Below are 13642 nucleotides of genomic sequence, written 5' to 3' on the forward strand. Positions count from 1 at the left end.
ATAAAGGGCTTTCAGACTATCGGTTAGTTGAATCAGGGATGCTGGTTTCATGCGAGTTCCTCACTCTGAGGATTTTCCCATTATTATAGGATCAATCATTCTCTGTAATTCTCTAAAACCAGTCCTGGGATAGATAGATTGGATGATTCTTCGATAAGCTCAGTGTATGTTCTAAACTCATCGACTTCAACACCAACCAGTGCATAACGGAAGGTGGGGGCAAATACTAGGGACTGATAGAGTAAAATACCTAACTCTGTCGTTGAATAGGCACTTTCAGGGCCGTCTATTCCCACTTCGCTAAGATTATTTGGTGAAATGCGACACCACCAATTTTCTTCTATGTCTTGGAATATGTCTGTGCGACATTGGCACTGGCGACCATTTGACAGCAACAATGACATTCCCTGAAAATGTTGAGCAAATTTATCGGCCTTGCTCTCATCAGAACCACATTCTGCGGATAAACTAAATATCCATGCCATTTTCATAGACTCCTATTGTGTGTATGCCACTAATCCACCTTTTCCCAATATTTTTGGGTCTTTGCCAATGCCGCTTCGTACCTTTCTAGAGCCATTGTAACTCTTGGCATGATGCTAACGTGGGTTGGGCTATCTTGGACAGCCTGTAAATCTCCTGTAATAATGCTGTCATCAATCTGCCACAAAGGAGCTTTGCCCATGCCGCCAAATTTTGGCTGTAACTGCTCACTTTTCACTCCTCACCCCCTCACGAACCAAAAAGCCTGTAAACTTGATTTTATAAGGTGGATTTGCTATTATTTGGCTCTTGCAAGCGATGCAAGCACTCCTGAACTGATAACACAGGTACCGATGAATTCAAAAACCCTTGATTATCTCGGGTCAAGATAGCATCAAGTCCTTGAGCTACAGCACAAGCAACCTGAATCCCATCCTCATAATCAGCCAAACCTGAACTAAACGCTACCTCTAGAACCTCCCGGTTTACAGGGCAGATTTCCATTGCTGTCAATGTCTCTGAAACTGCTTGCCGTGCTTGCTCAATACTGCGCGTGTGTCTTCGAGCAATGTAAAAAATGTCCGTGAGGGTTGTGGCTGTGACATACCCGACGATCTGACCGGAATCGATCGCCTGAAATAGTCGTTCTGCATCTTGGAAAAATAGCTCTCTCTGCAATAGAAAATCTAGGAGAACATTAGTATCAATTAAAACTCTCACTAAAGGTATTTCTCCAGCCGACGCTCTTCCAACATGGCAGCTACTTCTTGGTCGGTTGGTGCAAGTTGGTCTGTTTTGAGTAAGCCACGCATCCGTTGAATTGCACCAGCACGATCAGGTCTAGCAATTGGGGTACTCTGCAAGGACTCAATAATGGCGCTAACCAGCGCAAGTCGCTCGCTCGGTGATAGCTTAACCGCTTCTTCCTTTAGGTCTTGTAGTAACATAGACATTCCTTGGGGCTGAATATTCTGGAATTTCTTAAAAATAATTATAACCCTGATTTATGATCAGGGCTGTAGGGCGAGTTAGCAACAACGTAACCCGGGGAATATCAGGAAATTGATGGTGCGTTACACGAGAAAAAATTAGTTAATCAATAGGACTAGGTCATTGGCTCCTAAAAATTAGGATTTCTCTAACAGTTTGCGGTAGTCAAACACGCGAATGAGCGTCCCTTTTTTGGGTAAATCGGCGGCACGAATCCGTAATTTATTGTCCTCGATCAAACGGATATTTTTATCCTTGACTAACTTGAGAAACTCATCTACAGACACCAATTCACAGGCATTTTTATCGGCGGCACTGGTGAAGTATTGAGTTGGTATAGCAATTCGCGGTTGTAAAACTTCGATCGCCTGTTTTGCTTCTTGGGGATTATAATTTTTTGGACCACCTCCCACGGGAATAAAAGCTAAATCCGGCGAACCTAGGAGAATTCTTTGTTCTAATTCGATTGGGGCCGCTGCCCCCCCTAAATGGACAATACTAATCCCCGCTTGGGTCCAACGCCAGGCCACATTCATACCGAAACGTTGCCCACCCATGCGATCGTGGGCGATACTAATACCCTGTAGTTTTAATTTACCCAGATCGTAGGCCCCCGGCTCAAACAAAATTTTCGGATTACCGGGTAAACCCTCGGCCGCCCCTTCATCCCACAGTTGACTACTAATTAAAACGATATCTGCTTCTACTTTTGGCAAAGGAAAACCCGCCGTACAACCAATTGCCCGGAAAGGATTAACTAGGACTCTTTGCCCTCCTCCGGTGAATAAAAAGCAACTATGACCCAACCATTGAACTAAGAGGGAATTATCGGGTTTTTGGGGGGAAGTGGGGTTAGTGGGTTTCGGTTTAGTTTCCGCTAAAACTGAGCTTACTGCCACGGTTAAGAAACTTGCCCCCGCCGATAAGATAAAATCTCGCCTTTTCATAAATGTAGATGCAGAATTAATCAATTGAAGGTTAATTTCAGGGGTTGGGGATTAGCAAACACTAGAGGGATCGCAGAAAGTTTCTTAAAAGTTCCTTGCCAGCAGTGGTTAAAATACTTTCGGGATGAAATTGTACTCCTTGAATGTGGGGGTAATCCCGATGACGGACTCCCATGACCGTGCCATCTTCTACCCAGGCCGTGATCTCTAAATTATCCGGCATGGTGGAGCGCTCGATCACTAAACTATGGTAACGGGTGGCAGTAAAAGGATTTTCTAAGCCTTGAAATACCCCTTCATTGTTGTGATAGATTGGGGAAGTTTTGCCGTGCATTAAGACCGGGGCCCAGACCACATCCCCCCCGAATACTTGACCGATACTTTGATGACCGAGACAGACCCCCAAGATTGGCATATAGGGGCCAAATTTGGCGATTAATTCCAGAGATATGCCCGCATCGACCGGACGACCTGGACCGGGGGAAATGACAATTCCATCCGGCCGCATTTGTTCGATCGTGGCCAGATCGATTTTATCATTACGATAGACCTCGATCGGCACGGCGATCGGGAACTCGGAGGCTAATTCTCCCAAATACTGGACTAAATTGTAGGTAAAACTATCATAGTTATCGATGACGATTATCAAGAGTCTCTCTCCTTTCTTTAGCCTCGCTCAGTATTTTCATTCTACACCCCGGCTGTCTCGATCGAGATAGCCGGGGTGTAGGGGGTAGGCTATTTTTGAGCAGTCAGCTAGAATCTGCCCGGAATTGCTAATTAGGGTTGGCTGAATAAATCTAAAAACCTTATCCAACAAGGTTTTTAGATTTTTTTTCCCTCAAAAAGTGCCGACCATTGGAGTGATTGGGGGGACAATTCAGGGACTTTTTCCCTAAAAATTAGGTAATTGACTCCCTGAAAATGGGTAAAACCCTACACCCCACACCCCACACCCTGCCCCCACGAAAAACTTTTTGCCGCAAACCCTAATCACAGCCTAAACTATCTCTGGTGGCCACTCCCGTGACCGGATTAATCCCATCGGCCCGTTCACACATTAACTTGACCTGATAGCTATCAATTACCGCGTTAGTGAAATCGGCCCAGGTAATAATCGTGTCTTGACACTCCCCACCGTAAAACGGACGGGGATTCTTGGTTCAACGACAGGGCTTAAAAATCTAAAGGAAGTGTAACCTTCACCCTACGACCAAATACCCCATCTAAAGATGCAAATATCGAGCCAGTAGCAATAGACCCCTAGCGGCCTTATCTCCCCAAGCGTAGATTATACTGTTCGGGTATGCCCTACCCTACAGTTTGAGTTTTCAGGGTTATGGGTGCTAGTTTTCGGTACTCGTTAGAGTCCATACGTTTTTTAAGAGGTTATTCGCTCCTCTGTGCAAGGAAGCCCAACCACTGGCATGAGCGTCCTGGTGTTTTTTATACCGCTCACGGGCGGTTTAACTTAAAGGAGGCTACCTTTGGTCTGCTGATATTGTAGTCTACTGACAACACAATGTCAAGACCTAATATCTTACAAGTGAGACTTTCTGACGAAGAACTAGAAAAACTCAAACGGTATGCTCAACAAAAACAAATTTCTGCTGCCGAAGTTGTCAGGGATTGGATTAAAAAGTTAAAGTAATCAAGCCGCCCTCCGCTCCGCTAAAGGGCGGGGTTTTCAACCCAAATTTTCGATAAATCGGCCCCTTCTAGGTTAACTCCCCGCATCGCAGCAGCGGCGAAAACTCCTCCGCGTAAATCCTGATGGGAAAAATCCCGATCTTGCAGCTGGGCAAAACTATAGTTAATCGTTTTATCTTGGGCCAAAGCCACCGGACGGGCCGCGAAAAGTAGCCAAAGAATCGCCAGCAAAATAATTAAAACCAGACTGAAAAAATTTTTCAACATTGTTACTGTTGAGCGTCGAGAAACTGGGCCACATCATCACCCACCCGAATAGTTAGGTCTGAGTCTAAAGCACCAGTGGAGGATGATTCTACTTTACCGATTCCCAATTGATTTTTCAAGAGGTTAGCGGACTGAATATCACCTTTTTGAGCAATAATTGCCGTGGTTTCTAGCTTTTGGGAGGAGTCATCGCTAATATAAACATTTGTGTAGCCCTGTTTGGCCAGATAATTGCGAGTACGACGGGCTAAACCTTTGGTATGGGTGGCATTTTGAATGGCAATCCGCAGACTATAAATGGAGGTTTCTCCCCGCGAATAGTTATCGGTAAAATTATTAGCCACAATGGTTCTAATTTCGCGACGGTTCAAAATCCAATAACTGCGACCATCGTATTCATCGAGGTTATTAAACCGGCCGGGGAGTAGGATCATTCTTAAGTCATCCTGTTTAATTTCCCGGCCAAAATTAGCGATAGCCAGCATTTCCTCGACGCTTAAATTCGTATCGATATATTGTTGTAAAACCTGTACTGCTTTCGGGAGACTGGGGAGAATTGTCGGACTAAAAATCTTTTGTTGTAGTGCTTTTAATAAAATTTGTTGTCTTTGTACGCGACCGATATCGCCGTATTGCTGGTTACGAAAACGGGCAAATTGTTCGGCTTGGTCGCCGTTGAGATTTTGCCAACCCTCTTGTAAATCAATTTCTAATTTTTGGGTGACATCTTTATGATACATTCGTTCGGGTACATAAACCTCTACACCCCCGACTAAATCGACTAATTCCTTAAAGGCATCGGTAGTCACCCGGACATAGCGATCTACGGTGACATCCCCTAAAGTATTACTGACCACTTCCGCCGCTAGAGTTGGTCCACCGTGAACATTGGCATCGTTAATTTTAGTGAAACCGTGGCCAGGGATTCTGACGCGGCTATCGCGAGGGATAGACAACATTCTCACGGTTTTATCGCTAGGATCGAAGCGCACTAGGAGCATGGTATCGCTGCGACCTTTAAATACATCGTCGCCGTTTTTGGCATCTAAAACTCGATCGATGCCCATAACTAAAATATTAACAGGACGAGAAAGCTGCTGGTTAATTAAGCTATTCCAAGCTTGAGCCTCAAGGATGTCTGTTTGGGTGGGAAAAGTCGTTTTTTGGAAGATAGCCCCAATTGGCGCCGGTAAGGGACTAATTAAAGCGACGGCAGCCCCAACAGTGGCGGAAACTAGGGCGGTAAAACTGAGGGTTATTCCCCAAAATAAGCCCTTTTGCAGGGGAGATGCTTTTTTTAAACCGGACATGACCGAACTGACCACCGTGAGGGTATTTTCTGAGTTTTGGCTGTATTCTTGCTTTTCAAACCGCCCCGAAACATTGGCCATGAACTAACCTCAACATCTGATTAAAAGCTTACTTTAGGATGTGACTGCTGATCCATAGAATCTATCTCTAGCGCAAAAGTTCCAGATATTGGTCACTCCCCCCTCGCTGGCTATTGTAACATATTGTTAAGGAACCGGCTATAATAGACCTCTTGTAAAAATCAAAATTTGTCTTGGTTGGTTAGGAGTCGGTCGTCAGTAGTCAGTATTCAGGAGAATTAAGAATGAATAATGAGCAATTAAATGGTCTATTTAGAGATTTTATGCCATTTAATCCTTATTTTTGCGGTTTTTGAACCCTGAAAAGTTAATTAGGCAAGAGGAATTTGAGGGATTCAGTTCGGTTATAGATTATCTCTGTGGCCAAGAATTAAGAGAGGTGGAAACTTGAAGATGACAGAACTAAGGTTATTCTCCTTGTTTTTATCCCTTAGCTTTTGGCTAGTTGGGCATTTGTTTCTGTCAATAAATTCTGATCTATTTTTTATGAAAATCATCTCTATTCCCCCATCATCGACCCAAGAATATCTCTGTATAAGAGACTTAAATCTCTACAATTCTCCCAGTTGTCAAGAGTTAGCTACCCAAGCACAACAGGGAAGACAATTAAAATTTATTTCCCTAGAAATTACCGAAAAAGGGCTACAAATTCAGCTAAGGGAAGATAATTATTTAGCTTGGTTATGCGGAGAAGATTTAGATGCAATTGCGGTGGCCACCACAGCTTATCAAAAAATTCCTCTAACTCGTTCCGACATAGAAAAACATATTCCTGAGATTATCACTTTTACTCAGGAAGCAAGGAACCGTACCAATCATTATCTCTGGGGTGGAACCCTTGCACCTAATTACGATTGTTCAGGATTAATCCAGGCTGCTTTTGCCACTTTTGGTATTTGGTTGCCGAGGGATTCCTATCAACAGGAGGCTTTTTGTCAAAAAATAAACCGAGAGGAATTACTCCCAGGAGATTTAATTTTTTTTGGTGATAAAAGAGTTAATCATGTGGCTTTATATCTAGGGAATAATCAATATATCCACAGTTCAGGAAAAGAAACAGGTAACAATGGTATCGCTATAAATCTACTTACTGATGATAGGGATAGCGTTAGTCGTCATTATTATCAAAAATTATGGAGTTTCGGTCGAGTTATGCACAATTAATCAGTTATCAGTTATGGGTTTACTGTTCACTGTTCACTCCTTACTCTCCCCCATAGGTAATCATGTCAGAAAACATCTCCCTAAGCGGTCTGTCAATTCGTCGTCACATAGGAGTATTGATGTTAACTATAGCAGTTATCATCATCGGTCTTTTTTTTCTAAATCGTTTAGAAGTGGACTTGCTTCCTTCTATCACTTATCCCCGCATTAGTTTAAGGATGAATGTACCCGGAGTTTCCCCGGAAGTCATTCTCGAAGAAGTCACTAAACCCCTAGAAGAAGGAATGAGTGCCACCGAGGGAGTAGTGCAAGTTTATTCAGAAACTCGCGAGGGAAGGATGCGAGTAGATTTATTTTTTCAACCGGGGGGAGACTTAAATGTCGCTTTAAATGAAGCTACCGAAAGTTTTAATCGTGTCCGACAAAATTTACCCGATATTATTGAGGAACCGCGCTTAAATAAATTTGAACCCTCTCGTTTACCCGTCTATGAATTCGCTGTCGTTTCTGATACCCTACCCCTAAAAGATTTAAGATTATTTGCCGATGAAGAATTAGGGAGAGAATTAGGATTTGTGGAAGGAGTGGCAGTGGTGGACGTGATTGGGGGAGTTAGAGAAGAAATTCAAGTTAATATTGACCTGCAGCGATTACAATCTTTAGGAGTGGGATTAAATCAGGTTTTAGACACCCTAAAAAGACGCAATCAGGACATCTCTGGGGGCCGACTAGAGGGAGAAACCGGGGAACCTTTAACCCGTGCGGTGGGGAAATTTAAAAACGTAGCGGATATCCAAGATTTAGCACTGACCGATAGTAATAATCCCGAAGAAAAAATCTATCTGCGGGATGTGGCCAGAGTTATCGATGGGACAGAAGAACAAAGAATTTTTGTCACCCTAAATGGAAAAAATGCCGTGAGGGTTAGCGTCCAAAAACAACCGAATGCGAACACGATTGCTGTGGTAGAAGGGGTCAAAAAACGCATTACAGAATTAAAAAAATCCGGGTTAATGACCGGGGGAATACAAGTCGTCACCACTAACGATGAGTCTGTATTTATCCAAAACGCGGTCAATAACGTGGTTTCTTCGGGACTAGCGGGGACAATTTTAGCAGGATTGACTGTATTCGTATTTCTCGGTTCCCTGCGACAGACTTTTATCATTACCCTAGCGATTCCTCTTTCTACCCTCGTCGCAATTATCTGTATGAAGTTATTCGGGTTATCGATAAATGTGTTTAGTTTGGGAGGATTAGCACTAGGGGTGGGTATCGTGGTGGATAATTCCATTGTCATGCTGGAAAATATTGCCCTCAAAGTTAATCAAAACCAAAATAAGCGAGATTTTTTAGAAATTGCCCGGAATAGCAGCCAAGAGGTAGAATCTGCTTTATTGGCCTCCACTGCGACTAATCTCGTCTCTATCCTGCCATTTTTATTACTGGGTGGTTTTATTTCCCTGCTGTTTAACGAGATTATCCTCACTATCAGTTTTGCTGTGGCTGCTTCTCTCCTCTGTGCGTTAACTGTTGTTCCCATGTTGGCCAGTCGTTTGTTAAATATGGGGGTTTCCAGTGGCATTCAGCGATTTTGGCTCTTAAGAGTCTTTAGTCAACGTCTAGAAGGTTTAACCATCCTCTACGGTCGTTTTTTAGCTAGAATCATCCGCTACAGAATACCTGTTATCCTACTGGCCTTTTTAATTTTAGGGGGAAGTAGTTTCTATCTCTGGCAATATATCCCCCAGGAAGTCTTTAGTCGTATTCAAACCGGACAGGTGAACGTTTTTGCTCAATTTCCCCCGGGTACCAATTTAAATACTAACCGTCAGGTGATGCGGGAAGTAGAAAAGATTTTATTATCACAACCAGAGACTAAGTACGTTTTTACTACCAGTGGCGGTTCTCTTTTTGGCACAACTACCAATGAAAATATTTTGCGTGCTTCTAGTACGATTAATCTCAAACAAGGCACTAATACAGAAGCATATATCGAACGGATGAGCAAAGCACTAGAGCAATTAAACCTCGTTAACGTGCGTTTGCGTCTCACCCCCGGTCAAGTGCGCGGTATTATTCTTAATAACTCTCCCTCCGTTGGTGCTGACGTGGATGTGATGTTACAGGGACGAGATGGGAAAACTTTAGAGCAAGCTGGTGAAGAAATCCTCAGTATTCTCGATGAAAAAGTCCCTAGTGCGCGTTTTCGTGCCGATGCTGACCCCAGACAACCGGAAATCCAGATTAAACCCGATTGGATCCGCTTAAATAGTTTGGGATTGAGTACCCTGGAAGTGGGACAAACGGTAAGGACTGCTATTCAAGGATCGATCCCCACCCAACTGCAACGGGGAGAAAGATTAATCGATATCCGGGTGCAATTGGACCCCAACTCGCGGCAAAAAATTAGTGACATATCACAAATACCTATTTTTGTCAATAGACAAGAAGACTTAAAATTAGCAGATATAGCCCGGATTGAAGGGGGAAAAACCCCCGGAGTCATCCAGAGAATCAATCAGCGTCAAGTTTTTATTATTATCGGCAGTTTAGTCGAAGGGGCGAAATTAAGTGACGCACTCGCAGGGGTACAATCGGTTTTAAATTCCACTCCCTTACCCGATGGTATCAGCATTTTACCCAGTGCTGCCGCCACGTCTAATCAAGAAATTCAGGGTTCTTTGGGTTTATTAGCGGGTTTATCAGTATTTTTAGTCTTTGTGGTCATGGCCGTGCAGTATAACTCACTCATAGACCCTTTGGTGATTATGTTAACCGTTCCTTTGGCCCTAGCGGGGGGAATTTTCGGACTATATTTGACCAAAACCCCGATTAATGCCATTGTCATCGTCGGGGTGGTTTTATTGGTGGGGATTGTGGTTAATAACGGGATTATTATGGTGGAATTGGCGAATCAATTGCGGCAAGAATTCGGTTTTACTCGACTACAAGCTATTTTAAAGGCCGCTCCCCAACGTTTACGACCGATTTTAATGACTACCGTGACCACGGTTTTAGGTTTATTTCCCCTCGCTTTAGGATTAGGAGAGGGGGGACAATTCCTGCAACCTTTAGGAATTGTCGTTTTTTCGGGTTTGTCTTTAGCAACTCTGTTAACTCTGTTTATTATTCCCTGTTTTTACGTTTTATTCTCTAGAAAATAATCTTCTTGGACAGTGGGGTGTGGGGTGTAGGGTGTGGGGTGTGGGGAAGTGGGGTGTAGGGTGTGGGGAAGTGGGGAGAATAAATAAAAAGGTTCTTCGGTTTGTGTTATGCAATGGACGGGGGTTATAAGGAATGAAACTCTTATAGAGAGAGACATTGCTGCGATTTTTGTCAACTGTCTTCGATCTAGAGCGAACTAATCAATTCAGTCTTTTGCCAGATAAGGATTTAGTCGATTTATGCCACCCGCTCGAACCATACCAAGTAACGAAGAACCAATAAAAACAATCTCCCGACTCCTGACTCCTATCTCCTGACTCCTGACTCCTGACTCCTGACTCGGAGAATACTGTCTCCTAACCCAATGTTGGTCAAAGATAAGCAAAAATTATTGACTGACTCCAAAAACTTGAGAATATTTAAATTAACATTTCGCAATATTTATAAATTCTTAAGAATTAATTGAGAAAGATTTTTATTTAACAACGATGTTACAATGGTTACAGCGATTTGATAGAATTTCATAGTGGGTTATTATGTGCTTTTTTGGGCAGCAATGGCTCAAACCCTTGCCACACCTACAAGGTGATCCTAATTAAGACAGGTAAATCAGTCAATTTCACCCCTAACGATGATCTTTTTTTTGTGTAGTTTTATTGCAAAAAAAAAGTTTTTTTGACAAAAAACACAAAGTATGATAGGAAACCAACGTATTTCTGGCTGCCAGTAGTTATTGTAGAGTGGGAAGTGGGGAAGTGGGGAAGTGGGGAAGGGGAGCATCTCACCTTTGTAACCCCTAAATCAGGTTTTATGTCAAACTATTTTGAAAGCCTTACTAGAAACCAGTTTGAGGGACAAGTATAATTACTCACTTGTATAAAAATGAGATGCTCCCTGGGGAATGGGGAAGTGGGGAAGTGGGGAGTATTTTCAGTGATCAGTAAACAGTGAACTGAAAACTCACATCTGATAACTGATAACTGATTCAAGGCTGACTCCTAACCCGACAAAAAACTTTTTGCCGCAAACCCTAAGTTAAATAAGCGATAGTTACCCCCGAACCCCCCTCATTTTGGGGTGCTAATTGAAAGCGTTTTACCTGGGGATGACGGGATAGGAAATCGTGAACACCTTGACGCAATTTCCCCGTACCTTTACCGTGAATAATCCATAATATACCCGATGGGGTGGCGCGGGTGATCGCCTGTTCGATATCCGTTTCTGACTCTGCCACCCTGGAACCGCGAATATCGACGGTATTATTAGCAGTACGAATTAAAGGAGTCTCCTGGGGTTTTGTGGGAGTTTGTGGCAAATTTTTGGCAGGTTTTGGCGCAGTTTCCACTTTTTGACCATCCAAAGACTCAATCTGGTCTAAGGGTAGGGTCATCTTCATCATCCCGAAACGCAGGGAAATCTCCTCTGATTCCGGTGAAATTGCTAAAACTTCGGCAGTTTGTCCCAAATTGGGCAAGCGCACCCTTTCCCCCACTTGCGGACGATAATTAACCTTAGTTTTTTCCGTTTTTGGTAATAACCTTTCTGCGATCGCAGTTAACTCCTCTGTGGCTTTTTGGGCATCTTTACCGGTTTTTGTTCCCGCTTGCAATCGGCGAATAACGTCATTAATCTCTGCTTTTGCCGATAATAAAGCCTTTTGTATCTCCTGCTCCTGATAACGCTTTAATTCTCGCTCTCTCTCCTGTAGAGAATTGGCCCGCGTGGAAACTTCTGTATAAAATTTCTCCGTTTGTTGGAGTAATTGACTAGCTTCCTTAGCTTTTGACTCCTGTTCCCGTCTTTGCGCTTCCAAACCAGCAATTACTTGATTTATCTCCTCCGATAACCCCCCCAGATGATTTCTCGCTTCGGCCACAATTTCGGGACTTAATCCCAAACGCTGGGCAATAGTTAAAGCATTAGAACGCCCCGGAATGCCCCATAATAGTCGATAAGTGGGGGAAAGAGTGCGATCATCAAACTCTACCGAGGCATTTTCAAAGCGAGAATCTCGATACTTTAACGCTTTTAATTCCCCGTAGTGAGTGGTAGCCACCGTCAATAAACTATGATCAGCGAGGTATTGTAAAATAGCGATCGCTAAAGGACTTCCCTCAGCCGGATCCGTACCTGCTCCCACCTCATCGAGTAAAACCAAGGAACGAGAATTTAAAGCCGCTAAAATGCGGACAATCCGGCGAATGTGACCCGAAAAAGTCGATAAACTCTGTTGCAAAGACTGTTCATCCCCGATATCGGCTAAAACGTGATCGAACCAGGGTATCTCTACCGGTTCCCGCGCTGGAATAAACAGGCCCGCTTTCGCCATTAAAGCCGCTAATCCGAGGGTTTTTAAAGTAACGGTTTTTCCGCCGGTATTTGGTCCGGTGATGGCAACAACGCGAATTTCTGGGCTAATCTGCACATTTATTGGTACGACCTCCCCCCCCTGTTCGTGGTGTTTTTGCCACCAGAGCAAAGGATGACGCAAATTCCGCAAAGTAATCGTTTCTGAACCATCGATAAAGTGGGGGGGATTACCCTCTAACCATAAACTGTAACGGGCCCTAGCGGTGGCCAGATCGAGCCTAGTAGCGATCGCTAGTAAATATTCTAAGTCGTCAAAGGCTTCGGCGATTGTATTACTTAACTGCCGCAGGATTTTTTCTTCTTCGATTTGTTCCTGACGACGATATTGCCGCAGTTGATTGCCTTGGTCAACGATAGAGTGAGGTTCAATGTAAAAAGTCGCTCCTGTGCTGGAAGTATCGTGAATTATCCCCGGTATTTGCTCTTTTTGTGCTGCTTTGACGGGAATCACCCAGCGGTCGCTTCTTTGGGTAATGACCGCTTCTTGGATAGCACCGCCCTGTTTTTGCATGATATCCTGCAATTTGCGGTAAATTCGCTCTTTAATCACCTTCATTTGTCCCCGAATTTCCCGTAATTGGGGACTAGCGCGATCGGATATCCGGCCATCTTCATCGATACAACGGTGTATTTCCTGTTCTATCTCTGGATAGGTGCGAATTTCGGCTACTAACTCTTTTAAAACTGGTATATCTTCCTGTTCGTCAATTAAACGCCGTAAACGTCGCACTCCGGCCAAAGTCGTGGCAATATTTAAAAGTTCCTGTCCCGATAATAACCCCCCCAGATGCGCCCTTTCTAGGGCATCACCGATGTCGGTAATCCCATCAAAGGAAAGACGACTATCTAATTTTTGTTCTAAGCTATAAACTTCTTTGGTTTGGCAGAGTAGGTTTAAACTTTCCTCTTTGCTTTCTGGTAACGGCAATTGACGAATCGCGATCGCACCGAGTTTAGTCGCTGCAAAAGTAGCTAGGTGTTGACATAGCCGCGGCCATTCCAATAATTCTAGGGTTTCGTCTTGAATCAATTTTGTAGTTTTTTATAATACGCTTTGTATTTCTAGTCTAACCAGATTTGGTCTGATTTTTACAGGAGTGGGGTGTGGGGTGTGGGGTGTGGGGTGTGGGGTGTGGGGAGATGGGGGGATTTCAACTAATACCCCAAAACCCTAACCCCCTAAAACCCTAACACCCAACCCCTAATCTGTAT

Annotated in this window: 10 protein-coding genes and 3 pseudogenes; 3 read left to right on the forward strand and 10 right to left on the reverse strand. The window is 43.7% G+C overall.

The genetic code is table 11. From position 1 onward, the window contains the following. Nucleotides 1-95 precede the first annotated feature (95 nt). The 7 genes and pseudogenes from H6G48_RS20135 to H6G48_RS20165 all read right to left on the reverse strand — a co-directional run. Entirely contained in the window at nt 96-491 is a 396-nt protein-coding gene (locus H6G48_RS20135; protein WP_242034707.1) for a hypothetical protein, read from the reverse strand. A 23-nt stretch (nt 492-514) separates the two neighbouring features. Further along, a pseudogene (locus H6G48_RS20140) lies at nt 515-697 on the reverse strand (Tse2 family ADP-ribosyltransferase toxin); the annotation flags it as partial. Between the two features lie 65 nt (nt 698-762). Beyond that, nucleotides 763-1203: a type II toxin-antitoxin system VapC family toxin gene (locus H6G48_RS20145; RefSeq protein ID WP_002758462.1), complete on the reverse strand. Its 441-nt coding sequence runs from the start codon at nt 1201-1203 to the stop codon at nt 763-765. After that, the gene (locus H6G48_RS20150; RefSeq protein WP_223212983.1) at nt 1203-1436 is read right to left on the reverse strand and encodes a hypothetical protein; all 234 of its coding nucleotides are present in this window, start codon (nt 1434-1436) and stop codon (nt 1203-1205) included. Before H6G48_RS20150 ends, H6G48_RS20145 begins: the two co-directional genes overlap by 1 nt. 174 nt (nt 1437-1610) lie before the next feature. Next, nucleotides 1611-2420 carry an MBL fold metallo-hydrolase gene (locus H6G48_RS20155; RefSeq protein ID WP_002758464.1) on the reverse strand — a complete coding sequence of 270 codons (810 nt, stop codon included), beginning with the start codon at nt 2418-2420 and terminating at the stop codon, nt 1611-1613. A gap of 61 nt (nt 2421-2481) precedes the next feature. After that, nucleotides 2482-3069 (reverse strand): anthranilate synthase component II, encoded by a 588-nt coding sequence (locus H6G48_RS20160; protein WP_147072363.1) that lies wholly within the window; start codon nt 3067-3069, stop codon nt 2482-2484. Between the two features lie 340 nt (nt 3070-3409). Next, nucleotides 3410-3544, reverse strand: a pseudogene (locus tag H6G48_RS20165) (pentapeptide repeat-containing protein); the annotation flags it as partial. Between the two features lie 398 nt (nt 3545-3942). Here H6G48_RS20165 and H6G48_RS20170 point away from each other — a divergent pair. Next, complete coding sequence (locus H6G48_RS20170; RefSeq protein ID WP_079207831.1) at nt 3943-4071, forward strand: DNA-binding protein; 129 nt, start codon at nt 3943-3945, stop codon at nt 4069-4071. 50 nt (nt 4072-4121) lie between these two features. Here the strand turns inward: H6G48_RS20170 and H6G48_RS20175 are convergent. Continuing rightward, nucleotides 4122-4337, reverse strand: a pseudogene (locus H6G48_RS20175) (pentapeptide repeat-containing protein); the annotation flags it as partial. A 2-nt stretch (nt 4338-4339) separates the two neighbouring features. Further along, the gene (locus H6G48_RS20180; RefSeq protein WP_190722982.1) at nt 4340-5728 is read right to left on the reverse strand and encodes an LCP family protein; all 1389 of its coding nucleotides are present in this window, start codon (nt 5726-5728) and stop codon (nt 4340-4342) included. Between the two features lie 486 nt (nt 5729-6214). Between H6G48_RS20180 and H6G48_RS20185 the strand changes: the two genes are divergently transcribed. Next, nucleotides 6215-6892: a C40 family peptidase gene (locus tag H6G48_RS20185; RefSeq protein WP_002796767.1), complete on the forward strand. Its 678-nt coding sequence runs from the start codon at nt 6215-6217 to the stop codon at nt 6890-6892. A gap of 62 nt (nt 6893-6954) precedes the next feature. Then, on the forward strand, nt 6955-10059 hold the full coding sequence (locus tag H6G48_RS20190; RefSeq protein WP_190722983.1) for an efflux RND transporter permease subunit: 3105 nt from the start codon (nt 6955-6957) through the stop codon (nt 10057-10059). Nucleotides 10060-11090: 1031 nt separating this feature from the next. Here H6G48_RS20190 and H6G48_RS20195 read toward each other — a convergent pair. After that, nucleotides 11091-13460, reverse strand: coding sequence for an endonuclease MutS2 (locus tag H6G48_RS20195; RefSeq protein WP_190722984.1), 2370 nt, complete (start codon nt 13458-13460; stop codon nt 11091-11093). Nucleotides 13461-13642 lie beyond the last annotated feature (182 nt).

The organism is Microcystis flos-aquae FACHB-1344, from assembly GCF_014698375.1.
In the GTDB taxonomy this organism is placed as follows: domain Bacteria; phylum Cyanobacteriota; class Cyanobacteriia; order Cyanobacteriales; family Microcystaceae; genus Microcystis; species Microcystis aeruginosa.